General features: G+C 73.0%; 26 protein-coding genes and 1 pseudogene. 11 read left to right on the forward strand and 16 right to left on the reverse strand.

The window, feature by feature from the left end; translation table 11 throughout:
- Positions 1–15: 15 nt before the first annotated feature.
- Positions 16–3,156, forward strand: coding sequence for an AfsR/SARP family transcriptional regulator (locus ACI2LY_RS26135; protein ID WP_404709283.1), 3,141 nt, complete (start codon positions 16–18; stop codon positions 3,154–3,156).
- Positions 3,157–3,223: 67 nt separating this feature from the next.
- Here ACI2LY_RS26135 and ACI2LY_RS26140 read toward each other — a convergent pair whose 3' ends face one another.
- The 9 genes from ACI2LY_RS26140 to ACI2LY_RS26180 all read right to left on the reverse strand — a co-directional run bounded on the left by ACI2LY_RS26140 (position 3,224) and on the right by ACI2LY_RS26180 (position 11,643).
- Positions 3,224–3,376: a hypothetical protein gene (locus ACI2LY_RS26140; RefSeq protein WP_404709284.1), complete on the reverse strand. Its 153-nt coding sequence runs from the start codon at positions 3,374–3,376 to the stop codon at positions 3,224–3,226.
- A gap of 135 nt (positions 3,377–3,511) precedes the next feature.
- Positions 3,512–4,315 carry a hypothetical protein gene (locus ACI2LY_RS26145; RefSeq protein ID WP_404709285.1) on the reverse strand — a complete coding sequence of 268 codons (804 nt, stop codon included), beginning with the start codon at positions 4,313–4,315 and terminating at the stop codon, positions 3,512–3,514.
- A 140-nt stretch (positions 4,316–4,455) separates the two neighbouring features.
- Positions 4,456–5,697 carry a cytochrome P450 gene (locus ACI2LY_RS26150; protein WP_404709286.1) on the reverse strand — a complete coding sequence of 414 codons (1,242 nt, stop codon included), beginning with the start codon at positions 5,695–5,697 and terminating at the stop codon, positions 4,456–4,458.
- Positions 5,694–6,929 (reverse strand): cytochrome P450, encoded by a 1,236-nt coding sequence (locus ACI2LY_RS26155; protein ID WP_404709287.1) that lies wholly within the window; start codon positions 6,927–6,929, stop codon positions 5,694–5,696. Before ACI2LY_RS26155 ends, ACI2LY_RS26150 begins: the two co-directional genes overlap by 4 nt.
- A complete protein-coding gene (locus ACI2LY_RS26160; RefSeq protein WP_404709288.1) occupies positions 6,926–7,534 on the reverse strand; it encodes a GTP-binding protein in 609 nt (202 codons plus the stop codon). The genes ACI2LY_RS26155 and ACI2LY_RS26160 overlap by 4 nt, the downstream gene beginning before the upstream one ends.
- On the reverse strand, positions 7,506–7,868 hold the full coding sequence (locus ACI2LY_RS26165; RefSeq protein WP_393594778.1) for a DUF742 domain-containing protein: 363 nt from the start codon (positions 7,866–7,868) through the stop codon (positions 7,506–7,508). Before ACI2LY_RS26165 ends, ACI2LY_RS26160 begins: the two co-directional genes overlap by 29 nt.
- Positions 7,865–8,290, reverse strand: coding sequence for a roadblock/LC7 domain-containing protein (locus tag ACI2LY_RS26170; protein WP_404709289.1), 426 nt, complete (start codon positions 8,288–8,290; stop codon positions 7,865–7,867). The genes ACI2LY_RS26165 and ACI2LY_RS26170 overlap by 4 nt, the downstream gene beginning before the upstream one ends.
- Positions 8,287–9,753 carry an ATP-binding protein gene (locus tag ACI2LY_RS26175; protein ID WP_404709290.1) on the reverse strand — a complete coding sequence of 489 codons (1,467 nt, stop codon included), beginning with the start codon at positions 9,751–9,753 and terminating at the stop codon, positions 8,287–8,289. Before ACI2LY_RS26175 ends, ACI2LY_RS26170 begins: the two co-directional genes overlap by 4 nt.
- Before the next feature lie 249 nt (positions 9,754–10,002).
- Positions 10,003–11,643 (reverse strand): FAD-dependent oxidoreductase, encoded by a 1,641-nt coding sequence (locus ACI2LY_RS26180; RefSeq protein ID WP_404709291.1) that lies wholly within the window; start codon positions 11,641–11,643, stop codon positions 10,003–10,005.
- A 200-nt stretch (positions 11,644–11,843) separates the two neighbouring features.
- On the opposite strand from ACI2LY_RS26180, the gene ACI2LY_RS26185 reads away from it, so the two are divergent.
- From ACI2LY_RS26185 to ACI2LY_RS26215, 7 genes are read left to right on the forward strand one after another with little or no spacing between them, the layout of a single operon-like run.
- Positions 11,844–12,929, forward strand: coding sequence for a SchA/CurD-like domain-containing protein (locus tag ACI2LY_RS26185; protein WP_404709292.1), 1,086 nt, complete (start codon positions 11,844–11,846; stop codon positions 12,927–12,929).
- Positions 12,930–12,987: 58 nt separating this feature from the next.
- Entirely contained in the window at positions 12,988–13,446 is a 459-nt protein-coding gene (locus ACI2LY_RS26190; RefSeq protein WP_404709293.1) for a cupin domain-containing protein, read from the forward strand.
- Positions 13,443–14,702 (forward strand): beta-ketoacyl-[acyl-carrier-protein] synthase family protein, encoded by a 1,260-nt coding sequence (locus tag ACI2LY_RS26195; RefSeq protein WP_404709294.1) that lies wholly within the window; start codon positions 13,443–13,445, stop codon positions 14,700–14,702. Before ACI2LY_RS26190 ends, ACI2LY_RS26195 begins: the two co-directional genes overlap by 4 nt.
- Positions 14,703–14,709: 7 nt before the next feature.
- Entirely contained in the window at positions 14,710–15,948 is a 1,239-nt protein-coding gene (locus tag ACI2LY_RS26200; RefSeq protein ID WP_404709295.1) for a ketosynthase chain-length factor, read from the forward strand.
- 24 nt (positions 15,949–15,972) lie between these two features.
- On the forward strand, positions 15,973–16,230 hold the full coding sequence (locus ACI2LY_RS26205) for a phosphopantetheine-binding protein (RefSeq protein WP_389005139.1): 258 nt from the start codon (positions 15,973–15,975) through the stop codon (positions 16,228–16,230).
- 1 nt (position 16,231) lies between these two features.
- Positions 16,232–16,708, forward strand: coding sequence for an SRPBCC family protein (locus tag ACI2LY_RS26210; RefSeq protein ID WP_404709296.1), 477 nt, complete (start codon positions 16,232–16,234; stop codon positions 16,706–16,708).
- A 29-nt stretch (positions 16,709–16,737) separates the two neighbouring features.
- On the forward strand, positions 16,738–17,061 hold the full coding sequence (locus tag ACI2LY_RS26215) for a TcmI family type II polyketide cyclase (RefSeq protein ID WP_030804500.1): 324 nt from the start codon (positions 16,738–16,740) through the stop codon (positions 17,059–17,061).
- A gap of 88 nt (positions 17,062–17,149) precedes the next feature.
- Here ACI2LY_RS26215 and ACI2LY_RS26220 read toward each other — a convergent pair whose 3' ends face one another.
- From ACI2LY_RS26220 to ACI2LY_RS26230, 3 genes and pseudogenes are all read right to left on the reverse strand, one after another.
- The gene (locus ACI2LY_RS26220) at positions 17,150–18,175 is read right to left on the reverse strand and encodes a methyltransferase (protein ID WP_404709297.1); all 1,026 of its coding nucleotides are present in this window, start codon (positions 18,173–18,175) and stop codon (positions 17,150–17,152) included.
- Positions 18,176–18,234: 59 nt separating this feature from the next.
- Positions 18,235–19,302, reverse strand: coding sequence for a nitrous oxide reductase family maturation protein NosD (locus tag ACI2LY_RS26225; protein ID WP_404709298.1), 1,068 nt, complete (start codon positions 19,300–19,302; stop codon positions 18,235–18,237).
- Between the two features lie 59 nt (positions 19,303–19,361).
- A pseudogene (locus ACI2LY_RS26230) lies at positions 19,362–20,012 on the reverse strand (aminoglycoside phosphotransferase family protein); the annotation flags it as partial.
- 64 nt (positions 20,013–20,076) lie between these two features.
- Here ACI2LY_RS26230 and ACI2LY_RS26235 point away from each other — a divergent pair.
- Both ACI2LY_RS26235 and ACI2LY_RS26240 read left to right on the forward strand, forming a co-directional pair.
- Positions 20,077–20,724 carry a rhomboid-like protein gene (locus ACI2LY_RS26235; protein WP_404709560.1) on the forward strand — a complete coding sequence of 216 codons (648 nt, stop codon included), beginning with the start codon at positions 20,077–20,079 and terminating at the stop codon, positions 20,722–20,724.
- A gap of 14 nt (positions 20,725–20,738) precedes the next feature.
- On the forward strand, positions 20,739–21,221 hold the full coding sequence (locus ACI2LY_RS26240; protein WP_404709299.1) for a GNAT family N-acetyltransferase: 483 nt from the start codon (positions 20,739–20,741) through the stop codon (positions 21,219–21,221).
- Here ACI2LY_RS26240 and ACI2LY_RS26245 read toward each other — a convergent pair.
- Complete coding sequence (locus tag ACI2LY_RS26245; protein WP_404709300.1) at positions 21,210–22,727, reverse strand: DHA2 family efflux MFS transporter permease subunit; 1,518 nt, start codon at positions 22,725–22,727, stop codon at positions 21,210–21,212. The two genes, ACI2LY_RS26240 and ACI2LY_RS26245, sit on opposite strands and share 12 nt — an antisense overlap.
- A 78-nt stretch (positions 22,728–22,805) precedes the next feature.
- A complete protein-coding gene (locus ACI2LY_RS26250; protein WP_404709301.1) occupies positions 22,806–23,780 on the reverse strand; it encodes a zinc-binding dehydrogenase in 975 nt (324 codons plus the stop codon).
- 102 nt (positions 23,781–23,882) lie between these two features.
- On the opposite strand from ACI2LY_RS26250, the gene ACI2LY_RS26255 reads away from it, so the two are divergent.
- The gene (locus ACI2LY_RS26255) at positions 23,883–24,575 is read left to right on the forward strand and encodes a pentapeptide repeat-containing protein (RefSeq protein ID WP_404709302.1); all 693 of its coding nucleotides are present in this window, start codon (positions 23,883–23,885) and stop codon (positions 24,573–24,575) included.
- Here the strand turns inward: ACI2LY_RS26255 and ACI2LY_RS26260 are convergent.
- Both ACI2LY_RS26260 and ACI2LY_RS26265 read right to left on the reverse strand, forming a co-directional pair.
- Positions 24,572–25,072, reverse strand: a complete 501-nt coding sequence (locus tag ACI2LY_RS26260; RefSeq protein WP_393914288.1) for a hypothetical protein — start codon at positions 25,070–25,072, stop codon at positions 24,572–24,574. The two genes, ACI2LY_RS26255 and ACI2LY_RS26260, sit on opposite strands and share 4 nt — an antisense overlap.
- Before the next feature lie 98 nt (positions 25,073–25,170).
- Positions 25,171–25,746 carry a TerD family protein gene (locus ACI2LY_RS26265; RefSeq protein ID WP_389005131.1) on the reverse strand — a complete coding sequence of 192 codons (576 nt, stop codon included), beginning with the start codon at positions 25,744–25,746 and terminating at the stop codon, positions 25,171–25,173.
- Between the last annotated feature and the right edge of the window lie 53 nt (positions 25,747–25,799).

A 25,799-nucleotide genomic window follows, 5' to 3' on the forward strand; every position in this document is an offset into this window, starting at 1 on the left:
GGGGTGGGGAGCCGTATGGCAGTCATGGGCGTGGAGAACGACGGCGACAGAACCGCGCGATCCGGTCGATTCCGGTCACCGGACGACACCGTTCCCGCGCTGCCCGCGCCGACCCTGTCCTTCCTGCTCCTCGGCCCGCTGGAGGGCTGGTCCCAGGGGGCCAGGCTGCGCCTGGGCGGAGCCATCCAGGAACGCGTCCTGGCCATGCTGCTGCTCGAACCCGGCCGTCTGATCCAGGTGCCCCGGCTGGTCGAGGCGGCCTGGGAGGAGAACCCCCCGGCCACCGCCGGGCACCAGGTCCGCAAGGCCGTCGCCGACCTGCGCCGTCGCATCCCCGGTGGCAGCGAGGTGATCGTCACCGACGGCCCCGGCTACCGCGTCGCCCTCGCCGGTCACCGGCTCGATCTGCTGGAGTTCACCGGCCATCTGCGCGCGGCGGAGTCCGCCGAGGCGGCGGGCCGCCCGACCGACGCCGTGCGGGACCTCACCGCGGCGCTGGACCTGTGGCGCGGGCCCGTCATGGCGGGCAACGGCGGAGCCGTGATCGAGGCGGCCGCCGCGGTGCTCGACGAACGCCGGATCACCGCGGCCGAACGGCTCTTCGCGCTCCGGTTGACGCGCGGAGAAGGCAACGCGCTCGTCGCCGACCTGCGCGATCTCGCCGCGGCCCACCCGCTGCGCGAGACCCTGCGCGGACAGCTGATGCTCGCCCTGCACCGCTCCGGACGGCAGGCCGAGGCGCTGGAGGAGTACGGCCGGGTCCGCACCCTGCTGGCCGACGAACTCGGCGTCGACCCCGGCCGCCAGCTGGCCAAGCTGTACGAGGACATCCTGCGCGACAGCCCCGAGTTGAGATGCCGCTCCTCCGCAGAATCGTCTCTGCGGGGGAGTGGTGACACCGAGGCGGCGGGCGCGGACCAGGACACCGCCGCCACCGAGCCCCCCGCCCCGGCGGAACCCCCCTGCACGCTCCCCTACGACGTCTCCGACTTCACCGGACGGCGCTCCGAACTCGGCCGCATCATCGAGCTGGCCTCCGCCCCCGCCCGGCAGCACCGGGCCCGCATCGTCGCCATCGACGGCATGGGCGGCACCGGCAAGACCACCCTCGCCGTGCGCGCCGCCCACCAGCTCGCCGCCGACCACCCCGACGGCCAGCTCCACCTCGACCTGCGCGGCTTCACTCCCGGTGAGGAACCGCTGCGCCCCGAGAGCGCTCTCGACGTGCTGCTCCGCATGCTGGGCACCCCCGGTGAGCGCATCCCGGCCGACCTGCAGAGCCGGGCCGCGCTGTGGCGCTCCACCCTCGCCGGGCGCCGCGTGCTGATCCTGCTCGACAACGCCGTCGACGCCGCACAGCTGCGTCCGCTGCTGACCTCCGCCCCCGGCTGCCTGGTCCTGATCACCAGCCGGGCCCGGCTGGTCGACCTGGACGGCGCGGCCTGGCTCTCCCTCGGTCTGCTGCCCCCCGAGGACAGCGCCGCCCTCGTCGCCGAGACCCTGGGCGCCGACCGGGTCGCCGCCGAGCCCGAGGCCGCCGCCGAACTCACCGAGCGCTGCGGCCACCTCCCGCTCGCCCTGCGGATCGCCACCGCCCGGCTGCGCAACCGGCCCCGCTGGACCCTCGCCTACCTCGTCGACCGGCTGCGCGACGAGACCCGCCGCATGGTCGAGCTGACCTCCGGGGAACGCGGCGTCGCCGCCACCCTGCGCCTGTCCTACCTGGCCATGACCGAACGGCACCGCACCGCCTTCCGGCTGCTGGCGATGCACCCCGGCGCCCGGATCGACGCCCACGCGGCCGCCGCCCTGCTCGGCCTCGACCTGTTCGACGCGGAGGACGTCCTCGAACACCTGCTGGATGTCCACCTGCTCCAGCAGCCCGACATCGGCCAGTACACCTTCCACGACCTGGTGCGCAGCTTCGCCCGCGAACTGCCCGCCTCCGAGGAGGAGACGGCCGCCGTCACCGAACGGCTGCTCGGCTACTACGTCTCCGCGACCGAGGCCGCCTGCCAGGTCCTCTTCCCCGGCCGCAAACAGCACCCGACGGAACTCGCGCCCTACACCGGCGAGTTGCCCGTGCTGGCCGACGCGGAGTCCGCCCGCCGCTGGTTCACGCTGGAGCACGAGGGGCTGATCACGGCGACCGCGCTCGCCTCCGGCCGCGGCCTCGACCGGCACACCGCCGTCCTCGCCCGCAACCTCGTCTTCCACCTCAACGCCCGCGGCCACTTCACCGCCTACGCGGAGGTCGCCCGCACCGCCGCGGCCGCCGCCCGCCGCACCGGCGACATGTGGCTGCTCAGCAGCACCCTGTCCAACCTGGGCGTGGCCTGCTGGAAACTCGGCCTGCTGGAGGAGGGCATCGCCACCGTCACCGAGGCCCGCGACGCGGCCGTACAAGTCGGCAACCGGCTCACCGAGGCACACGCCGACAGCGTGCTCGGCATCCTGCACGCCACCGGCGCGGGCTACGAACCGGCCCTCTTCCATCTGCGCCGTTCGCTGTCCCTCGCCCGCGAACTGGGCGCCGAACGCAACCAGGCGGACGTGCTGTGCACCCTGAGCACGGTCTACGAGGAACTCGGCCGCTACCCGGAGGCGGCCGACGCCGCCCGCGAGGCCGGGGCGATCTCGCTCCGCCTCGGCTACCTCAACAACCAGGTGACCTCCCTGACCGACCTCGCCTTCGCCCAGATGGGCCTCGGTGACGCGGCTGCCGCCGGGAGCAGCCTCGCCCAGGCCCGCGGACTGTGCGACGAGCGGGTACCGACCGGCGACAAGGCCCTGCTGCTCGCCCTGTCCGCCCGGGTCGCCCAGCTCCTCGGCGACCCCGGGTCCGGCCACGATCTCGCCGCCCAGGCGCTGGCCCTGGCCGGGGAGACCGACGCCCCGCTGCGCCGTGCCAAGACGCAGAACGTCGTCGCCCGCTTCCACTTCCACGCGGCCTCCTACGAGACCGCCCACGCCTTGCACGAACAGGCCCACGACAGCGCCGTGAAGGCCCGGCTGCGGGCCGAGGAGTGGCATGCCGTGTCCGGGATGGCGCACGCCGCCCGCAGGCTGGGCGACCCCTCGGCGCACACCCGCCGGGCGGCGGCCGACACCCTCCTCGCGAGCCTCGGCCTGGCCCTCTCCCCGGCCGAACGCTGACCTCGGCCCGAACACGGCAGACGCCCCGCCGGTCATCCGGACGGGGCGTCTGCCGTGGGGGGCCTGGTTACGGCTTGACGTCGTGCGGGCCGACGTCGCTGGCCAGAATCCGGTGCGGGGCGTTCTGGGCCGGGAGACCGGCGGTGACCGAGGAGGCGAGGCCGAGCGCCAGGCCGAGCGCCGCGATGATCCCGATCAGTGCCGCAGTCTTCGTACGCACGATGCCAGTCCCCCTGGGGTAGTTGGCGAGCCGGCGGTGCCGCCCGCTCTCGACATCGGTGATGCTTCCGGCGACCGTTCCCGATCCGGTCCCGGCTCGTTCCCACCCCGCGCGGAACGAGCGGGGACCGGCCGCTCACAACCCCCCGTCGGTACAGCCCGCGACCCGCGGGCCGTCCGGCGTCAGCACCGTGTCGGTGCGCAGCGCACCCCCCGAGATCCCGGCCAGGTCGAGCAGTTCCCGGACGCAGGACCGGACCAACGACACCTCGTCGGGCGCCCCCGGCGGACCGGTGCCGTCCCGCACCACGCTCACCACGTGGTGCATGCCGCCCAGCGACAGCGTCTCCACCCGGTAGCGCGGCCCTGGGAACAGTTCCTCGACCAGATGCGCCCCGTCACCGGCGCCCCGGGCCCAGCGGACCATGTCCCGCTCGTCCCGCACCGCCACCGGCGACCCCCAACTGCCATCGCCAGAGACGGACTTGATGGACACCGGCAGGCCGATCCGCGCCACGGAGGCCCGCGCGGCGCCCGCTCCCTCCGCCTCCTCGGCGCGCGGCGGGGGCCAGGAAGCCCCGCGCAGCAGTCGGCGCAGGGCCACCGGGTCCTTCAGCAGTCCGGCGGCCGGGTCCCGCCACAGCGTCCCGTCCCGCTCCCGCCGCACCCTGCGCACGACGGCCCGCGTCTCCTCGCCCGCCGCCGGTCCGCACACCAGCTGTCCGATGCCGTACCGCCTGATGAGCCGGGTCAGCAGCGCGTGCAGGGTGCCGTCGGAGGCGCTGTCCGGACCGGTCACGAACAGCCCGTCCGGGGGAACCGCGTCCGGCAGCGCCTCCCGCTGGTCCACCACCCACAGGTCGAACCCGGCGGCCAGCGCCGACCGTACGAGCTCGTCCCCGGGCACCACCAACAGCAACCGTTCCGCAAAGCTCCCCACGGCCTCTCCCCCGCCGATCCCGCCGATCCAGTCGAACGCCCGCACGCTTCCGCACCGCCTTCCCGTTCACCTCCCACCCCGTTCCCCATCCGGGCGCCTGGAGGCACGACGGCTCTGGCCGACCGGTTGCCGCGCGGGGCTCAGGCGAGCAGGCGGACCGGTATCCGCTGCCAGCCGAAGGCGATGAAGGACGGCACCTGGCGCAGGTCGCCCGGTGCGAAGGCCGGGGTCAGGGCGGGGAAGCGGTCGAAGAGGGCGGGCAGGGCGGTGCGGGCCTCCAGCCGGGCCAGCGGGGCGCCGACGCAGCGGTGCACACCGACGCCGAACGCCAGGTGTTCGTCGGTGCCGCGCGCGGCGTCGAAGAGGTGCGCGGTGTCGCCGTGCCGCTCCGGGTCGAGACCGGCGGCGGCGTACGTCGTCAGGATGGCGTCACCGGCCGGAATGACGACGTCCCCGACCTTCAGGTCGCTGACCGAGTAGCGCAGCGGCAGCGCGGCGATCGAGGGGTGCACCCGCAGCGTCTCGTCGATCACCGCGTCCCACGAGATGTCACCGGCGCGCACGGCCGCCAGCTGGGCGGGGTCGCTCAGCAGGGCGACGACCGCGTTGCCGATGAGGTTGACCGTGGTCTCGAACCCGGCGCCGATCACCAGCAGCAGCGTGTACAGCAGTTCCTCGTCGCTGAGCCGGTCGCCGTCCTCGTCGCGGACCCGGATCAGCTCCGTGGTCATGTCGTCGCCGGGGTGCGCGCTCTTGTGCGCGATCAGGCTGCCCAGCACCGTGCCGATCCGCTCCTGCACGAACGCGGTGTGCTCCGGGCCGGGGTCGGAGGTGTCCATGATCGCGGCGATCAGTTCGGCGGTGTCCGCCCGCAACTCCGCCGGAACACCGAACAGTTCGCAGATCATGCGCAACGGCAGCTCGTACGCGAACAGCGCCTTGACGTCCACCGCCCGGCCGTCGGCACCCGCCCGCTCCACGGTGTCGAGCAGCTTGGCGGTGATCGTCTCCACCCGCGGCCGCATCGCCTCGGTGCGCTTGTGCGTGAAGCTCGGCGCCACCAGCCTGCGCAGCCGCGCGTGCTCGGGGCCGTAGGTGGTGAACATGTTGACCACGCCGACCCAGCCCAGGACCCAGCCCCAGGAGGGGTGTTCGCCCAGTTCGGGCCAGAGCCGCCAGTGCAGCCGGGGGTTCTTGCTCACCCGGGGGTCGAGTATCAGGTCCTTGAGGACGTCGTGGCCGGTGGGCGCCCAGGCCGGGATGCCCCCGGGCAGCTCGACCGGGACGATCGGGCCGAGGGCGCGCAGGGCGGCGGTCTCGGCGGCGATGTCGGCGCCGAACAGGTCGACGGCGAAGCGTGCTGCGGCATCGGACACGGTCATGACGACTCTCCAGAGCTGCGGGGGGCGCGGGGACTGAACCGCACGGGCAGGCTCGTCAGCGACCGGTGGAAGGGGCCGGGCCGCCAGCGGAGCCGCTCACGCGGAAGGACGGGTTCCAGATCGGGCAGCCACTGGGTGAGGCGCTCGATGGCCTCCGTGGCGATGAGCAGCGTGTGCTGCTTGACGGGGCAGGCGTGCGGGCCCGCCGACCAGGACAGGTGCGAGGCGTCGTGCGGGTGCCGTCCGCCCGCGGCCGACTGCTCGGCGGCGTGGGCGAGCGCCCCGTAGGAGATGATCACCGGCACGGCGGCCTGGAGCCACGCGCCGTGGAAGGAGACGCCCTTGCGGGCGTAGTGGATGCCGTAGTTCGCCAGCGGCGTCTCGTGGTGCAGGACCTCCACCACGGCGTCCATCACGGGGCGGGCGCCGCTGGTGAGCGTCGAGTAGTACGCCGGGTTGCCGAGGATGCGGGACAGCGCGTTGGACACCAGGTTGGCGGTCGGCTCGTGCCCCGCGCCCAGGGTGAGGAACACCTGCCAGGTGACCTCCTCCGGGGTCAGCCCGGCCGGATGGTCCAGGAGCCTGCTCGGCAGGTCGTCGCCGCGCCGCTCGGCCTTGGCCGCGATCAGCTCCAGGACGTACTTGCCGAACTCGGCCTCGCCCTCGGCCGCCTGGGCGCCGCCCTCCATCATCTTGGCGAGGCCCTCGTCCAGGCGGTCGCCCGCCTCGTCGGGCAGCCCGAACAGGTTGTTGAACACGAGCGCCATGAGCGGCCGGGCGAAGTCGGTCACCAGGTCGGCCTCGCCCCTGAGCCCGATGCGGTCCACCAGGAGCCGTACCGCCCGGTGCACCCGGGCCCGCAGGTCGTGCGGCTCGATCTCGTCGAACACGTCGAGCAGCGCGGTGCGGTAGCGGACATGGGCGGCGCCGTCGGCGAACAGCGTGTTGGGACGCCAGCGCATCATGCCGAGCAGCGGGCAGTCCTCGGCGACCGTCGCCTCCCACGCGCGCGGGTCGTGCGAGAAGGTCTCCGTGTCGTGCAGCAGGTCCAGCGCGGCCTGCCGGTCGGTGACGACGTACGCCGGTACGCCCGGCGCGAGTTCGGCCCAGCCGACCGCGCCCTGGGCCCGCAGCGCGGCGTAGTAGCGGTACGGGTCCTGGGCGAAGCCGTCCTCCCACAGGCGTACCGGCATGGAGCGGGAGAAGGCGTGCTGGGCGGGGTAGGTGGTCACCGGTGCTCCGGGGGATGGCGGTCGATGAGGTGCTGGACCAGGGAGAGCAGCGCGTCGATGGAGGAGTCGGTGTCCCGCGCGTCGCAGACCACCATCGGCGTGCTCCCCTCCAGGTCGAGCGCGGCGCGCAACTGCTCCTCGGTGTGGTGGCGCGGCGCGTCCGGGAACGCGTTGAAGGCGACGGCGTACGGCAGCCCGGTCTCCTCGACCAGGCCGAGGACGTCGAACGAGGCGTCGACGCGGCGGCTGTCGACCAGCACGAGCGCGCCGAGCGCCCCGTGCGCGATGTCCTCCCACAGCGCCCGGAACCGCTCCTGGCCGGGCGTGCCGAACAGATAGAGCACCACCCCGCCGGACAGGCTGATCCGGCCGAAGTCGATGGCGACGGTCGTCGTGGTCTTGTCCCGGACGCCGTCGAGGTCGTCCACCGGGGCGGACGCCTGGGTGAGCTGTTCCTCGGTGTGCAGCGGGCGGATCTCGGACACCGAGTCGATCAGGGTGGTCTTGCCCACGCCGAAGGGGCCGGTGACGAGGATCTTCACCAGGTCGCGGGCGGTGTCGGGCAGGTGGATGCCGCTAGTCGTGCTTGAGGGCGCGGAGGCCATCGGCCACTCTCTTCAGCAGGTCGGGGTCGAAGCGTTCGGCCGGCGGGATGGGGGCGCGGGCCAGGACCAGGTCGAGGTCGAGCAGACCGGCGGCGAGCACCCGTACGGCGGACACCGGCAGCTCCAGCAGGGCCGCGGTCTCCGTCACGGTCAGCGCGCCGCCGTCCAGCAGGTCCAGCAGGGCCAGTTGGGCGGCGGACAGATCGGCGGGGGCGGGGCGGCCACCGGCGCTGAGCACCGACAGCCGCTCCAGGCACCGTCGGCTCGGCCGGGCGACGCCTCCCGTCGAGAGATACGCGGGAACCAGCGGACGGCCGCCCCGGCGCCCGGTCACGCCGACGCGTCTGCGTCGGCGTCCCGGGGCGCGGCCGCCATCGTCTTCTCGCCCAGCCGGGCGACCTGGGAGTGGACCCGGTGGGCCAGCAGGTCCAGCCGTACCTCGGTGTCGCCGTAGGCGGAGACGCAGGTGCCGTGGTCCGTCGGCACGATGAGGACGTATCCGTGGTCGGACTCGATGACGACCTGGCGCACCTCGGCACGGTCCCGGTCGGCGAACGCGGCCGCGCCGGTACGGCAGGCGGCCTGCGCGGTGCTGGTGATGGCGGCCACCCGCTCGGCCGACGCCTGGGTCAGCGCGTCGGTGTAGCCCGTGACGAGGCCGTCCCTGGTCAGCAGGACGGCGGCGACGACGTGCGGTACTTCCAGGATGGGATCGAGCACCCACGAGGTGTCGCCTGCTTCGCGGCTGGTGGTCATTGAGCCGCTCCCCCTTCGTTTTCGTTCGACTCTTGTGTGGCGGCCGCTGGGCCGGTGCCTTGTGCCTGCGGTGGCCGGTGCGCGCGGGCCTCCGCCGTCCCCCGCTGGAGGGCGGCCAGCGCGGCGGCCGACTCGTCCGGGCGGCGCGCCGGTCCGGCCGCGGCGGCCGCGACGGGGGCCTCGGTCCGGGTACGGCGCCGCCGCTGCGGCAGGCCCCCGGTGTCCCGCGGACCCTGGTGCCCGGCCGCCGCCGCGCCGGGGCCCGGTCCGGCACCCCGGTCGTAGCCGTGCCCGGTGCCGGGGTCGGCGGCGACCGGGACGGCGGTGGACGTGTCCGGCGCGGCGGCCGGTGCGGTCCGGAGCGTGGGCGGGTCGAGCGGGTCCGGTGCCTTCCGGGTCGAGCGCGGTGCGCTGGCGGCGGGCGGCCGCTCCTCCGGGTCGAGTCGGCAGAGCAGATGGCGCTCGACGCGCAGCACCGCGCGCACCCCGCCGTACGGCGACGGGGACGACAGGTCGACCTCCAGGTCGAACTGCCGGGTCAGCTGGCCGATCGCGGCCAGTCCCATGCGCGGCGGGTCGCCGAGGTCGGTGAGCAGGATCGGGTCGCCGCCCGCCACCAGCCGCTGGGCGCGGGCGCGTTCGTCCTGGGTCATGCCGAGACCGGCGTCGTCGACGGTGACGCAGACCCCGTGGTGCACCCGCTCCAGGCTCACCACGACGTCGGTGTCCGGGGCGGAGTGCCGCAGCGCGTTGTCGAGCAGCTCGGCGACGATGATGGCGACCGGCTCGACGGCGTGCGACACCAGGGCGGTGCCCGGTTCGAGATGGTGGTGGACCCGGACCCGGTGGTAGCCGGAGAGCCGGGCCTGTCCGCCGGTCACCGCGTCGACCAGGTGGGACTCCTCCCGGGCGAGGCCCACCCAGGCCCCGCACACCACGGCCGCGACCTGCGCCCGGCGCAGCGACTGCTCGTTCTCGTGGTCGAGGGCGAACAGGGTCTGCGCCAGCTCCGGGTCGTCGTAGCGCTGCTGGAGGCCCCGGAGGGCGTCCTGCAGCCGGTACAGGGCCGCCTGGATCTCCCGGGTGGCGCCGCGCAGTCCGGCCTGCGCGGCGGCGTCGATCCGGGCGCGCTGCGCGGCCAGTTCGCCCTGCAGTCCGGCGAGGACCCGCTCGAACGCCTCTCCCGTGGGCGTTCCAGCGATCTCGGGCCGGGCCGGGCCGGGTACGGCCACATGCGGATGGGTCAGCCGCCGGGCGACAGCGGGCAGGCGCCGCACCGCCAGATGATCCAGCTCGGCGGTCAACTGATCCTGGGTTTCGGCTAATCGCGTACGTAACGTGGTGACTTCGGCCCGCAGTGCGGTCTGTCGGCGCAGGGCCCGGAGCAGGCCGCCGCCGAGTGCCGCCGCGGACAGCGTGCCGACGGCCAGGCCGCCCGCCACCAAGTCCGGTGCAGTGATCATCTGTTGGGTTCCAGTGCAGGAGACAGGGGGGTCGCTTGATCCTCTTGCGAGGCGTCCGCTGCACAGTACACACCGTTACTGATCGATTCCGAGACGTTGTGCGGGGAGGAGGCGAAAAAGCGATCGAATCTGTTCGCTTCTGCGAGGACTGTCGGGAAATCTCCTTCAGCGGAACCGAGTCGCCCGACCCGGTCACGCGGAAGGCCGCCCGCACCGGGAGGTGCGGACGGCCTTCGGGGCTCCGGTCGGTCAGGCCCGGGACAGCAGGGCCGTCAGGGCCTCCCTGAGGACCGCGTCCGGGTCCGCCGCCGCGCTCGTCGCACGCCAGGCGACGAAGCCGTCCGGGCGGATCAGGACCGCGCCGTCGGCCGTGGTGCCGTGGGACTCGGCCCAGTCGGCGCCCTCCGTGTCGTAGCTGAGGTCGGCGTCCGGGCCGGGACCCACCCGGTAGGCGTCCAGGGCGATGCCGTCCTCGGCCGCGACCCGGCGGGCCGCCGCGTACCAGCCCGCGTCGTCTGGGGCGTCGGTGAGCAGGACCATCGAACGCTCGTACAGGTCCAGGGTGGACAGGCGCAGGCCGCCGCGGCGCACCCACAGGTGCGGGGCGCGGCTGCCGGGACGGCCGTCGAGGGCGAGGCCGTCCGGGACGACCTCGGTGTACGGGTCGGCGCCGAGGACGGCGCCCGCGGGGTAGCGGTAGCCGAGGACGACGTTGAGGATGCCGCCGCGCTTGGCGCCGCCGACCCCGGGGGCCGGGGCGAAGCCGGGGTGGCTGTGCTCGACCGAGCGGGCGGAGGCGCGGGCGCTGGTGGCGGCCGCGACCGGGCGGCGCTCGGCACCGTAGGACTCCAGCAGGCCGGGGCCCGCCCAGCCGGACAGCACCGCCGACAGCTTCCAGGCGAGGTTGTGGGCGTCCTGGATACCGGTGTTGGAGCCGAAGGCGCCGGTCGGGGACATCTCGTGGGCGGAGTCACCGGCGAGGAAGACCCGGTCGGCGGAGTAGAGGTCGGCGACCCGTTCGGCGGCACGCCAGGAGGCCATACCGGTGATCCTGACGTCGAGTTCGTCCGCGCCGACCGCCCGGCGGATGTGGTCGCGCAGCCGCTCCTCGGTGAAGTCGTCCAGCGTCTCGCCGCGCTCGGGGTGCCAGGGCGCGTGGAAGACCCAGTTCTCCTTGTTGTCCACGGGCAGCAGCGCGCCGTCCGCGTCCGGGTGGGTGAGGTAGCAGCAGATGAAGCGCCGGTCGCCGACCACGTCGGCCAGCGCGCTGGAGCGGAAGGTGACGCTGACGTTGGCGAACAGCTCGCCGGGCCCGCTCTGGCCGATGCCGAGGGCGCGCCGTACGGGGCTGCGCGGGCCGTCGGCGGCGACGAGGTAGTCCGCGCGGACGGTGAACCGCTCCTCGGTGTTCCGGTCGAAGACCGTCGCCGTCACTCCGTCGGCATCCTGCTCGAAGGACTCCATCTGGTGGAAGTACCTCAGGTCGCCGCCGAGTTCGCGGGCGCTGTCCAGCAGGACGGGTTCGAGGTCGTTCTGGCTGCACAGGCACCAGGCGGTGGGGCTGAACCGGGCCAGGCCGCCACCGGGGTCGATGTTCTTGAACAGCCACTCCCCGGCGTCACCCACAAGGGTGGGCGTCTGGAGGATGCCGTGGTTGTCGGCGAGGAGCGAGGCGGCCGCCTTGATGTCCGGCTCGACTCCGGCGACCCGGAACAGCTCCATCGTACGGACGTTGTTGCCGCGTCCGCGTGGGTGCATCGAGGTCCCGGAGTGCCGCTCGACGAGCATGTGCCGCACACCGAGACGGCCCAGGAACACGGACATGGACAGGCCCACCAGTGAGCCGCCCACGATGAGGACGGGGACCCGGTGGTCGGCTTTCTGATGCATCGAAGCCTCCAGTGGCAGGGGTGGGCGCGTGGGGCGCCGGTGACTCTTCACTTCCCGGTGACGGCCGCTCCGCGTGGCCAATCACCCACGTGGTTCACAGGAGTCGCGGGCTTGTGGGGACCGGCACAGGATCAAGGAACGCTGCCGGACCCGATCGACGGGCGGCACCGGTTCTGCCCCGCGAAGGAGATGTGTCCAGGATGACCACCACGTCTGAACGTCCCTCAGAAACACCGGCACGCGAGGTGTCCAAGCGTGTCTCCCAGTCCGTGTTCGACGGCTCCCCGCTGCGGGTCGTCCTTCTGGTCGACGTGTACGACGGCGCTCAGCAGCAGTTCCTGGAGGCGTACGAGCAGCTCTGCTCCCAGGTCACCCAGGTGCCCGGTCACGTCAGCGACCAGCTCTGCCAGTCCATCGAGAACCCCTCGCAGTGGCTGATCACCAGCGAGTGGGAGAGCGCCCCGCCGTTCCTCACCTGGGTGAACAGCGAGGAGCACGTCCACATGGTGGAGCCGCTGCACTCCTGCGTGCGCGACACCCGTTCGCTGCGCTTCCACATCGTCCGCGAGACGGGCGGCTCCGCGGTCCCCCTCGAGCCCGCGCCCGGCCGCCGCCTCCAGGCGCACCCGCGCATCGGTGACGGAGTCATCCGGCACGCGCTCACCTTCACCGTGAAGCCCGGCACCGAGGAGAAGGTCGCGGCGATCCTCGCGGACTACGCCTCGCCGAAGGCCCGCGTCGACGACACCACGCAGCTCATGCGGACCTCGCTGTTCATGCAGGGCAACCGGGTGGTGCGGGCCATCGAGGTGCGCGGCGACCTGCTCGCGGCGCTGCGGCACGTGGCCCGGCAGCCCGAGGTGCGGGCGGTCGAGGAGGCCATCAACCCCTATCTGGAGCAGGACCGGGACCTGGACGACCAGGAGTCGGCCCGGATGTTCTTCACCCGTGCGGCGCTCCCCGCGGTGCACCACGTGGTGGCCGACGACCAGGCGGAGGGCAACCGCCTCGCGCTGTTCTACCCGGCCCGCTCCGGCCAGGGCATGCGGCTGGCCGAGCTGATCTCCCAGCACGACCAGGTCGCCGCCGACGACCCGGCGAGCACGGTGCTGCGCAGCACGGTCTTCCAGCGCGACGACGTGGTGGTGCGTCTGGTGGACGTGCGCGGCAAGGACGTCGAGGCGCTGCCCGAGGACGCGCGGGCGGCCGCCGAGGTGCGCGGCCTGCTGCACGGCGAGGTCGCCCGGATGGACCTCGTCACCGACCGCCGTGCCTCGGACGCCTGATCCGGTGGCCCCTTCCCACCCCGCAACCGCCGAAGCGGCACATCCCACGGAGGAAGCTGTGATCCCACACCGTCCCAAGATCATCGACCTGAAGGACACCGAGCACAACACCCGGCGCGGCGGTGACCTGCGCGCCATGCTGACCCCGGCGACGGTCGGCTCGACCAGCGGTTTCATGGGCGTGGCCCTCGTGCAGCCCGGCGACCGCATCGGCGAGCACTACCACCCGTACTCCGAGGAGTTCGTGTACGTGATCTGCGGCCGCCTCGAGGTGGACCTCGACGGCGAGGCGTACCCCCTGCAGCCGGAGCAGGGCCTGATGATCCCCGCCCACATGCGGCACCGCTTCCGCAACGTGGGTGACGAGGAGGCGCGTCTCGTCTTCCACCTGGGTCCGCTGGCCCCGCGCCCGCAGCTCGGTCACGTGGACACCGAGGAGACGGACGTCATCGGGGCCGCCGCGGTGGTGACGGAGGCCGGTGGTGCCGTCGCGGCCGGGGACCGGGTGCGCTCATGACCCGCCGGGTGGCGGTCACGGGCATAGGCATCGTGGCTCCGGGCGGGATCGGTACGCCCGCGTTCTGGGACCTGCTGTCCAACGGCCGGACCGCGACGCGCGGCATCACCTTCTTCGACCCCTCGGGGCTGCGTTCACGGATCGCCGCCGAGTGCGACTTCGACCCGATGGCCTACGGGCTCGACGCCGAGCAGGTCGAGCGGTCGGACCGGTACATCCAGTTCGCGCTGGTGGCCGGGGACGAGGCGGTGCACGACTCGGGACTCGACCTGGCGGCCGAGGACCCGTGGCGGATAGCCGTGTCGGTCGGTACCGCGGTCGGCGGCACCACCCGGCTGGAGAACGACTATGTGCTGGTCAGCCATGGTGGCCAGCGCTGGGATGTGGACCACACCCAGGCCCGGCCCGAACTGCACCGGGCGTTCTCGCCCAGCACGGTCGCCTCGTCGGTGGCCGAGCGGTTCGGCGCGCGCGGCCCGGTGCAGACGGTGTCCACGGGCTGCACCTCGGGCCTGGACGCCGTCGGGTACGCCTTCCACACCGTGCAGGAGGGCCGGGCGGACATATGCCTGGCCGGTGCCTCCGACTCGCCGATCTCGCCGATCACGATGGCGTGCTTCGACGCGATCAAGGCGACGTCCCCGAACAACGACGACCCGGCGCACGCCTCCCGCCCCTTCGACAACGACCGTGACGGGTTCGTCATGGGCGAGGGCGGCGCGGTGCTGGTGCTCGAGGAGCTGGAGCACGCCCGGGCCCGCGGTGCGCACGTGTACTGCGAGCTGAGCGGGTACGCCACGTTCGGCAACGCGTACCACATGACCGGTCTGACCCCCGAGGGCCTGGAGATGGCCCGCGCGATCGAGACCGCCATGGACCAGGCCCGGATCGACCCGACCGCGATCGACTACGTCAACGCGCACGGTTCCGGCACCCGGCAGAACGACCGCCACGAGACGGCCGCGGTGAAGCGGGCGCTCGGGCAGCACGCCTACGACACCCCGATGAGCTCCATCAAGTCGATGGTGGGGCACTCCCTCGGGGCGATCGGGGCCATCGAGGTGGTGGCGTGTGTGCTGGCGCTCGCCAAGCAGGCCGTCCCGCCGACCGCGAACTACACGACCCCCGACCCCGAGTGCGACCTGGACTACGTCCCGCGCGAGGCCCGGGAGCGGAAGCTGAACGGCGTGCTCTCCGTGGGCAGCGGGTTCGGCGGTTTCCAGTCCGCGGTGATCCTGACCCGGCCGAGGGAGTGAGGACACGATGAGAGCGACCGAGGAACGGCGCGCCGCCGTCACCGGAATCGGCGTGGTCGCGCCGAACGGCATCAGCACCGAGACCTTCTGGAAGTCCACCCAGGAGGGCATCAGCGTCCTGGACCGGGTGACCCGCGAGGGCTGCGAGGACCTGCCGCTGAAGGTGGCGGGCGAGGTCCGCGCGTTCGACCCGGCGGTGGTCGAGGAACGCTTCCTGGTGCAGACCGACCGCTTCACCCACTTCGCGATGGCGGCGGCCGACCTGGCCCTGGAGGACGCCCGGCTCGGCCAGGCGGACACCGCGGCGGACCCGTACTCCATCGGCGTGGTCACCGCCTCCGGTTCCGGCGGCGGCGAGTTCGGCCAGCGCGAGCTCCAGCAGCTGTGGGGCAAGGGCAGCCGGTTCGTCGGCCCGTACCAGTCCATCGCCTGGTTCTACGCGGCCAGCACCGGCCAGATCTCCATCCGGCGCGGCCTCAAGGGGCCCTGCTCGGTGGTCGCCTCCGACGAGGCAGGCGGTCTGGACGCCCTCGCGCACGCCGCCCGCGCGGTGCGCCGGGGTACCGATGTGATGGTGGCGGGCTCCACCGAGGCGCCGCTCGCGCCGTACTCGGTGGTCTGCCAGCTCGGGTACGGGGAGCTGAGCGGTGAGAGCGACCCGGCGCGCGCCTACCGCCCCTTCACCGACGCGGCGTGCGGGTTCGTGCCCGCCGAGGGCGGCGCGATGCTCGTCATCGAGGCGGAACGGTCCGCGCGGGAGCGCGGGGCCGAGGTCCGGGGTTACGTCGCGGGACACGCGGCGACGTTCACCGGGGCCTCCCGCTGGGCCGAGTCCCGCGAGGGGCTGGCGCAGGCCATCCGGGCGGCGCTGGCGGAAGCCCGGTGCGCGCCGGAGGAGGTCGACATGGTCTTCGCCGACGCCCTCGGGGTGCCGGAGGCGGACCGTGCCGAGGCGCTGGCGCTGGTGGACGCGCTCGGTGCGCACGGGCGCCGGGTGCCGGTGACGGCGCCGAAGACCGGCATCGGCCGCGGCTACTGCGCGGCACCGGTGCTGGACGTGTCGGCGGCGGTGCTGGCGATGGAGCACGGCCTGATCCCGCCGACACCGAACGTGGTGGACGTCTGCCACGACCTGGACCTCGTGACCGGGAGCGCCCGCGTGGCCGAGCCGCGCACGGCGCTGGTCCTCAGCCGGGGCCTCATGGGGTCCAACTCGGCGCTGGTGCTGCGGCACGGCGCCAAGTAGGCGAACAGCAAAGGAGAGAACGGCATGAACGCGCAGATCACCGAAGAAGAACTGGCCGCCCTCATGAAGAAGGCGGCGGGCATCACCGTCGCCCCGGACCTGCTGCGGGCGCAGCCCGACACCCCCTTCGAGACGCTGGGTCTCGACTCGCTGGGCCTGCTGGGCATCGTCGGCGAGCTGGAGAACCGGCACGGTACCCCGATGCCCCCGGACGCCGAGCGCTGCAAGACGCCGCAGGCGTTCCTCGACCTCGTCAACAGCGCACTGATGGCAGGAGCCTGACATGGCCGGACACACCCGGAACGAGATCACCATCGCCGCTCCGCTCGACCTGGTCTGGGACATGACCAACGACCTGGAGAACTGGCCCCAGCTGTTCAGCGAGTACGCGTCCGTCGAGGTCATCAAGCGTGAGGGCCGCAAGACGACGTTCCGGCTCACGATGCACCCGGACGACAACGGCACCGTGTGGAGCTGGGTCTCCGAGCGCGAGCCGGACCGCGAGAACCGCACCGTCCGCGCCCGCCGCGTGGAGACGGGTCCCTTCGCCCACATGGACATCCACTGGGCGTACGAGGAGGTGCCCGCCGGTACCCGGATGGTGTGGACGCAGGACTTCGCGATGAAGGCCGAGGCGCCGGTCGACGACGACTGGATGACCGACAACATCAACCGCAACTCCAAGGTCCAGCTGGCGCTCATCCGGGACAAGATCCAGCAGGCCGCCGGGGACCGCCCCGCCCCGGCCCTGGCCGACTGACCGGCGAGCGGGAGAGGAGCACACCTGTCATGCACCAGGGACTGATCGTGGCCCGGATGGCCCCGGGCTCGGCCCAGGACATCGCCAAGATCTTCGCGGAGTCGGACCGGGGCGAGCTGCCGCACCTCGTCGGGGTGCGCCGCCGCAGCCTGTTCCAGTTCGGCGATGTGTACATGCACCTCGTCGAGTCGGACAGCGACCCGGCCCCGGCCATCGCCAAGGTGGCCGGACACCCGGAGTTCCGCGGGATCAGCGAGCGCCTGTCGGCGTACGTCAGCGCGTACGACCCGGAGACCTGGCGCTCCCCGAAGGACGCGATGGCGGAGCGCTTCTACGTCTGGGAGCGCGACTAGCCGTCCGACTCCTTGGAGGAAGACCACCGGCCGCCGGGCCCGCAGCGTCGCGGGCCCGGCGGCCGGTTTCCGCCGTACGGGTTCCGCGTCAGCCCGCGACGTGGCACTCGAAGGCGTGCAGGTACGGGTTGACCGGGCGGATGTCGTCCACGACGAGGCCCGCCGAGGTGAGTCGGCCGGTCATGGACTCGGTGGTGTGCTTGGCGCCGCCGACGTTGAGCAGGAGCAGCAGGTCCATGGCGGTACTGAAGCGCATCGATGGGGTGTCGTCGACGAGGTTCTCGATGACGATGACACGGGTGCCGGGGCCGCCCGCGGCGACGACGTTGCCGAGCAGCCGGGCGGTGCTCTCGTCGTCCCACTCCAGGATGTTCTTGATGACGTAGACGTCGGCCTTCACCGGGACCGAGGCGCGCACGTCACCGGGCACGATCTCGGCGCGGTCGGCGAGGTCGCCGGTCCGCAGGCGGGGCAGGGCGTTCTCGACCACGCGGGGCAGGTCCAGCAGGCTGCCGCGCATCGTCGGGTACTTGTCGAGCAGGCAGGCCACCACATGGCCCTGGCCGCCGCCGCAGTCCGCCACCGAGGAGGCGCCGGACAGGTCGAGCAGCGCGGCGACCTCGCGGGCCGACTGCTCGCTGGAGCGGGTCATGGCCTGGTTGAAGACGTCCGCGGACTCGGGGGCGTCCTCGTTGAGGTAGGTGAAGAACTCCTTGCCGTAGAGGGACTCCACGACGTTGTCCCCGGTGCGCACGGCCTCGTCCAGCCGGGGCCAGGCGTCCCAGGTCCACGGCTCGGTGCACCACAGGGCGATGGCGCGCAGGCTGTGGGGGTCGTCCTCGCGCAGCAGGCGGGACATGTCGGTGTGCGCGAAGGTGCCGTCCGGGCGCTCGGCGAAGACGCCGTAGCAGGACAGGGCGCGCAGCAGTCGGCGCAGTGGCTTGGGCTCGGTCTTCACCGAGGCCGCCAGGTCCTCCACGGGCTTCGGGTCGTCACCGAGGGCGTCGGCGACGCCGAGCCGGGCGGCGGCCCGGACGGCGGCGGCGCAGGCCGCCCCGAACACCAGCTCGCGCAGGCGCATGGGGGGCGGTGGGGCTGTCTCAGCGGTCGTCATCTGCCGCCCTTTCTCGTTCTTCGGCCTTCTACGGTCATCGATGGGCAGCGGGCGGGCGGTCAGCACAGGCCCGCGGGCTTCGAGGCCCGGCAGGAGTTGCGCTCGAAGCGGTTGCCCTTGCCCGTGTCCGTGTTCACCAGGTCCGCGGGGGCGTTGGCCGCCAGCATGTTGCCGTCGACGCGGTTGTTCTCGCCGGTGGCGCCGACCATGCTCTTGAAGAGCACGATGCCGCCGGAGAGCGGGGACTTGCCTGCGTTGCCGCGCACGTAGTTGCCGGTCACGCGGGTCCGCTCGACACCGGTCAGCACGATGCCGGAGCCCTGGAGGGCGGGCAGGCGCGCGGTCTTCGGGCAGGACTTGTTGTTCTGCGTGACGCGGTTGTGGGCGACGGTGAGATGACCGGCCTTCGGCTTGTTCTCGTCGCCGACGATGAAGACACCGGCGCAGTTGCCGCTGATGCCGTTGTCCTGGACGTTGACGTCGCGCAGGCGGCGGACGGTGACGCCGATGCGGTTGTCGTTGAGGCGGTTGTGCTCGACGAGGGTCCGTCCCGCGTCGTACGCGCCCGCCTCCTCCTTGATGGTGTTGGCGAGGAAGAGTCCGGCGTCGCCGTTGCGCTCGGCGACGTTCTCGCGGAACACGCCGCCGACGGAGCGCTCCTGGGCGATGCCCCAGGTGTCGTTGTCGAAGGCCCGGACGTGGCGGACCGTCATGCGGTCGGTGGCCATGCCGAACACCCCGGCGCGGGCGAACCCGGTGACGGCGAGGTCGGAGACGGTGACGTCCTTGACGTTCCTGGTCTTGGTGCCGAGGACGCAGATGCCGTTGCCGTTCTTGGCGCAGGTGTTGGCGTCCTTGCCGGTCTTGGTGGCGGCGGGCTTGATGATCGTGCGGGCGCCCGCGCCGCGCAGCGTGAGGCGGGGCGTCCCGATCTGCACGCTCTCGTGGTAGGTGCCCGCGAGCACCAGCACGGTGTCGCCCGACCGGGCGGCGTCGACGGCCTTCTGGATCGATTCGCCCGGACGGACCACGAGGGTCTGATGAGCGGCGGACGCGGGGACCGCCCCCATGCCCGCGCTCACGAGGGCCGCGGTGCAGGCGAGATATGCGAGGTGACATCTCTTCATACCGCGTACGGTATGACCGTTTAATCCGGTATCCCGGCGATAGTCCATCCGGCGGCGTGTCAGGCGCCCCGCAACGCCCGCCCCACGGCGAGCCGCACATCGGCCTCCGGGTGCCTGGCGTCGCCCTCCTCCAGCTGCCACAGCCGGTTCTGCAGCACGCGGGCCAGGGTCCAGGCCCGCGCCCGCTCCCGGTCCAGTCCGAGGGCGGAGGTCAGCGCGTCGAAGCGGCGGCGGGTGTCGGCCGGGTCGTACAGGTTGGCGAGCGCGGGGAGCAGTTCGAAGCCGGGGTCACCGGCCAGCGGCTTGGGGTCGATGGCCAGCCAGGGCGCACGGGCCGAGGCCAGCACGTTGCCGTAGTGCAGGTCCCAGTGCAGCAGCCGGTCGCCGGGCTCGTCCGCGACCTCGCGCAGCGCGGCCGCGCAGTCCCGCAGCAGACGTCGGGTGGCGGGGTCGGGCTCCGCGGCGAGCGCCCTCGGCAGGCGTCCGGTCATCCCGCGCGCGAGGTCACCCAGTCGGCGCAGTCCCGGCGGGGCGGGGTGGGCGGTGAGCCGGGCGAGCAGCCCGCCGATGACGTCGACCGCCTCGCGGGTGTCGGGCAGTGCGGACAGCGGGCGGTGCTCGTCCAGCCGTTCCAGCAGCAGGGTGCCGGTCGGCGGGTCGTGCGCAAGCAGGCGTACGGCGCCGTCCCCGGCCCAGGTGCGCAGGGCGGTGTGGTCGGAGGGCGCGGGGGTCACCTCGCCGACCATACTGACGGGTGTGAGACGGGGTGCCGGGATGGGGCGGGCGGTGCGGGCGGTGGCGGCCTATGTGCGGTCCGCGCCCGGCACCTATGTGTGGCTCGCCGTGCTGTTCGTCACCACGGTGGCTCTGCACCATATGTCGCCGGAGTTCGAGAAGGAGTTCCTGCGGCAGCGGTCGACCAACATCCATGAGCTGTCGCAGAACCCGGTCCGGGTGCTGATCACGAGCGCGATGTGGATCGACGGAGGGCGCTGGCTGCCGTACGCCGTCGCGTACAGCGTGTTCCACGCGCAGGCGGAGCGGTGGCTCGGTACGGCCCGGTGGCTGGTGGTGTGCGGGGCCGCGCATGTGCTGGCGACGCTGATCAGCGAGCTGGCGCTGCTGCGGGCGGTGAACGACGGGCACGCTCCCGCCTCCGCCGTCAACACGCTGGACATCGGGGTGAGTTACGCCCTCGCCGGGGTGATGGGCGTACTGACGTACCGGATCGCGCCGCCCTGGCGGTACCCGTACCTCGCCGTCCTGCTCGCCGTCTACACCGTCCCGCTGGCCGACGGCCGCACCTTCACCGACGTCGGCCACGCCCTGGCCGCCCTCATCGGCCTGGCCTGCTATCCCCTGGTCCGGGGCCGCGACGGCACCTGGGCCCCCTTCCGCACCCCGGCCGCGCCGTCCGGCTGACTACGCTGCCGGGCATGATCCGTACCGCGCGTCCCGACGACGTCCCCGTCATCCACACGATGATCCGCGAGCTGGCCGAGTACGAGAAGGAGCCCGACGAGGCGCGGGCCACCGAGGCGCAGCTGCGCGAGGCGCTGTTCGGCGAGCGCCCGGCGGCCTACGCGCACCTCGCGGTCGACGACACCACCGGCGAGCCCGCCGGGTTCGCCCTGTGGTTCCTGAACTTCTCCACCTGGCGCGGGGTGCACGGCATCTACCTGGAGGACCTGTACGTCCGCCCCACCGCACGCGGTGGCGGCCACGGCCGTGCCCTCCTCACCGAGCTGGCCCGCATCTGCGCCGAGCGCGGCTACGAGCGCCTGGAGTGGTCGGTGCTGAACTGGAACCGCCCCGCCATCGGCTTCTACGAGAAGCTCGGCGCCCGCCCCCAGGACGAGTGGACCGTGTACCGCCTCACCGACGACGCGCTGACCGACCTGGCGCGCTCAGCCGACTGACTCCCTTACCTGCGCGTGTGCGGGCACCCCGTCTCGGGGCGGTTTCGCCGTGACCATCAGCCCCGCGACCACGGCGGCCAGCAGCATCACCGCCGCCGCCCACCAGATCGCCACCGTGTAGCCGTGCACCAGGCCCGCCGGGACCACGGTCGCCCGGTCGGCGGGACTCCGCAGCCGCGCGGCGACGTACGCGGCCGCGCTGGTGGTGGCGATGGTGTTGAGCAGCGCCGTGCCGATGGAGCCGCCGACCTGCTGGGCGGTGTTGACGGTCGCCGAGGTGACCCCGGAGTCGCGCGGGGCGACCCCGGCCGTGGCGGTGGCGAACACCGGCATGAAGGTCAGGCCCATGCCGAGCCCGAGCAGCAGCAGGGCGGGCAGGATCTCCGAGGCGTACGAGGAGTGCACCGTCATCCGGGTGAGCAGCAGCAGCGCGCCGGTGGCCAGCAGCATGCCGGGCACCATCAGCAGGCGCGGCGGCACCCGGTTCAGCAGGCGGGCCGATATCTGGGTCGAGCCGATGATGATCGCGGCGGTCAGCGGCAGGAAGCCCAGGCCCGCCCGGACGGGGGAGTAGCCCAGGATGACCTGGAGGTAGTAGGTCATGAACAGGAACAGCCCGAACATGCCGATCACCGCGAGCAGCATCGTCAGGAAGCAGCCCGCGCGGTCCCGGTCGCGGACGATGTGCAGCGGCAGCAGCGGGCTCGGGGCGCGGTTCTGCCACCACACGAACACCACCAGCAGCGCGATCCCGGCCGCGAACAGCGCCAGCACCAGCGGATCGGTCCAGCCGCGCGGCTGGGCCTCGCTGAAGCCGTAGACGACGGCCACCAGACCGCCGCAGCCGAGCACCGCGCCGGGCACGTCCAGCCGGGCGGTGCCGCCGTACCCGGGCCGGTCGTGCAGCAGCGCGAAGGCGCCGAGGACGGCGACGACGGCGATGGGCACGTTGACGTACAGGCACCAGCGCCAGTTCAGATACTCGGTGAGCAGCCCGCCCAGGATGAACCCGATCGCCGATCCGCTGCCCGCGAGCGCGCCGTAGATGCCGAACGCCTTGCCGCGTTCGCGCGGGTCGGTGAACGTCGTGGTCAGCAGGGACAGCGCGGACGGCGCGAGCAGGGCCGCGAAGACGCCCTGGAGCGCGCGGGCGCCGAACAGCATCCCGGAACTGCCCGCCGCGCCGCCCAGCGCGGACGCCCCCGCGAAGCCGATCAGGCCGATGACGAAGGTGCGTTTGCGCCCCACCAGGTCCGCGATCCGCCCACCCAGCAGCAGCAGGCCGCCGAAGGCGAGGGTGTACGCCGTGATGACCCACTGCCGGTTGCCGTCGGACATGTGCAGGTCGGCTTGGGCGGAGGGGAGGGCGATGTTCACGATCGTCGCGTCCAGCACCACCATCAGCTGGGCCAGCGCGATCACGACCAGGCCCCACCAGCGGCGGGGATCGGCTGCCTCGGTTCCGGCGGAGACCGGAACGGGCTCACCCGTTCGGCCGATGCTCATCTCGCCAGAACACCATGGATCGGGGCGTGTCGCATCCGCGTCCGAGAGGCCCCCGGCCGCTGCCGCCGGAACGGTTCCTCAGGGTTCGAGTACCACCTTCCCGACCGTGCCGCGGGTCTGGAGCGCCCGGTGGGCGGCGGCCGCCTCGGCGAGCGGGAACCGGGTGACGGCCGGGCGCAGCCGTCCGGCGGCGGCCTCGGCGAGGGCCCGCTCCTCCAGGGCGCGCAGCCCGCCGCCCCGCCGGAGCATCTCCGGCCCGAGCACGGACTCGGAGACCCCTTCCACGAAGTGCCCCCGGTTGTCCTCCGCGATGCCCTCGGCGGACCAGCCGAAGACCAGGTGCCGCCCGCCCGGCCCGAGCAGGGCGACGGCCTCGCGAGCCACCTCGCCGCCGACCCCGTCGTAGACGAGCGTGGCGGCCCGGCCGCCGAGTCCCGCCCGTACCTCGGCGGGCCAGCCGGGGCGGGTGTAGTCGACGGCGAGATCGGCGCCGTTCGCCCGGACCAGCGCCGTCTTCCGCGCGCCGCCCGCCAGGCCGACGACGGTCGCCCCGGCGTTCCGCGCGTGCCGCACGAGGAGCATGCCGATGCCCCCGGCCGCCGCCGGAACGACCACCACGGACCCCGGGCCCGGCTCCGCGAACCCCGCGATGCCCAGCGCGGTGCGCCCGGTGCCGATCATGGCGACGGCCTCGGCCAGGCCCAGGCCCTCCGGGACCACATGCAGCCGTTCCACGTCCGTCACGGCGAGTTCGGCGTATCCGCCCGGTGCGAAGCCCAGGTGGGCGACGACCCGCTTGCCGAGCCACGCCCCGTCCACGCCATCGCCGAGGGTGTCGACCACCCCGGCGATCTCCCGGCCCGGCACGGTCGGCAGCGCGGCCCGTTCGGGCAGCGGGCCGCGCTGCCCCTCCCGCAGGGCCGCGTCCAGCAGATGCACCCCGGCCGCCGCGACCGCCACCCGCACCTGGCCGGGGCCGGGGGAGGGGTCGTCGGTCTCCTCGTACGTCAGGTTCTCGGCCGGTCCGAAGGCGTGCAGACGGACGGTGTGCATGGGACCCCCTGAGTTCGTGTCACTCGCTTCCGGGGCCCACTCTTCGACCTCAAGTGTCCTTGAGGTCAAGGCGATGTCAGTGCCGGGGTGCAGCATGGGCGCATGGCGATGAGGCGGGCGACGGGTACGGGCGGCAGCACGGCGGTACGGGGCGCGCGGCGCCCGGAGCTGCGGCTGCCGCCCCTGACCCCCTGGGCGGACACGGAACTCGAGCGGGACGGGGACTACGACGGGCTGGAGTTCCGGGAGACCGACCTGTCCGGTCAGCAGGGCGGGGGCGCCCGGTTCATGGACTGCGCGCTGACCGGGTGCGTACTGGACGAGACCGGGCTCGGGCGGGCCCGGGTGCTGGACTCGGTGCTCGACGGGGTGCGGGGGGTGGGTACCCAGCTCGCCGAGGCCACCTTCCGGGACGTGGAGTTCCGCTCGCCCCGGCTCGGCGGCACCCAGCTGCACGGCGCCGTGCTGGAGCGGGTCGTGGTGCGCGGCGGCAAGCTCGACTTCCTCAACCTGCGCGAGGCCCGGCTGAAGGACGTGGTCTTCGAGTCGTGCGTCCTGGTGGAGCCCGACTTCGGCGGGGCCCGGCTGGAGCGCGTGGAGTTCGTCGACTGCGCCCTGAAGTCCGCCGACCTGTCCCGCGCCACCCTGAAGGACGTCGACCTGCGCGGGGCCGCTCCGCTGGAGATCACCCGAGGGCTGGACCGGCTGTCGGGCGCGCTCATCGGCACCGGGCAGCTGCTGGACCTCGCCCCGCTGCTGGCGGCGGAGCTGGGGATCAGGGTGGAGGACGCCTAGGAGATACGGGGGTAGCGGGCCTGGAGGGTCCAGATCGCCGGGTTGTCCGCGAGGCCCTCGTGCATGTCGGTCAGGTCCGCGATGACGTCGTGCAGGAAGTCGCGGGCCTCCCGGCGGAACTCGGCGTGCGAGAAGTTCAGCGGGGGTTCCTCGGCGGGCATCCAGTCCGACTCGATGTCCACCCAGCCGAACCGGCGCTCGAACAGCATGCGGTCGGTGGACTCGGTGAAGTCCAGCTCCGCGCGCTGCGGGCGGGCGGCACGCGAGCCCATCGGGTCCTTGTCCAGCTGCTCCGCGATGTCGCACAGCGCCCACGCGAAGTCCAGCACCGGCACCCATCCCCAGGCTGTGGACAGCTCCCGGTCCGACTTGGTGTCCGCCAGATAGACGTCACCGCAGAACAGGTCGTGCCGCAGCGCGCGGACGTCCGCCCGGCGGTAGTCCGTCTGCGGGGGGTCCGGGAAGCGGTTGGAGAGGGCGTAGCCGATGTCGAGCACGTCAGTGATGGTCCCACGCGGGGCACACCGACGCGTGCCCGCGCTTCAGCCGGGGCCCGGCCCCGGGTCGGTCCCCGGGGCCGGGCGGCAGCCGGTGCTCAGACGTTGACGCCGAAGTCCTGGGCGATGCCGACCAGGCCGGAGGCGTAACCCTGGCCGACCGCGCGGAACTTCCACTCCGCGCCGTTGCGGTACAGCTCGCCGAAGACCATGGCGGTCTCGGTGGCCGCGTCCTCGGAGAGGTCGTAGCGCGCGATCTCGGCGCCGCCCGCCTGGTTCACGATGCGGATGTACGCGTTGCGGACCTGGCCGAAGTTCTGGCCGCGGTTCTCGGCGTCGTAGATGGAGACCGGGAAGACGATCTTCTCGACGTCGGCCGGGAGGGCGGCCAGGTTGACGTTGATCGCCTCGTCGTCGCCCGCGCCCTCGCCCGTGCGGTTGTCGCCGGTGTGGACGATGGAACTGTCCGGGGTCTGCTTGTTGTTGAAGAACACGAAGTGCTGGTCGGAGTAGACCCGGCCCTGGTTGTTGACCGCGATGGCGGACGCGTCCAGGTCGAAGTCCGTGCCGGTGGTGGTGCGGACGTCCCAGCCGAGGCCCACGGTGACGGCCGTCAGGCCCGGAGCCTCCTTGGTGAGCGAGACGTTGCCACCCTTGGACAGGCTTACAGCCATGATTGGGAGTCCCTTCCCTTTTGAGTATCTGTGACGATGAAGCTACGTCACCG

It is taken from the genome of Streptomyces sp. NPDC002176, from assembly GCF_044903645.1.
Taxonomy (GTDB): Bacteria; Actinomycetota; Actinomycetes; order Streptomycetales; family Streptomycetaceae; genus Streptomyces.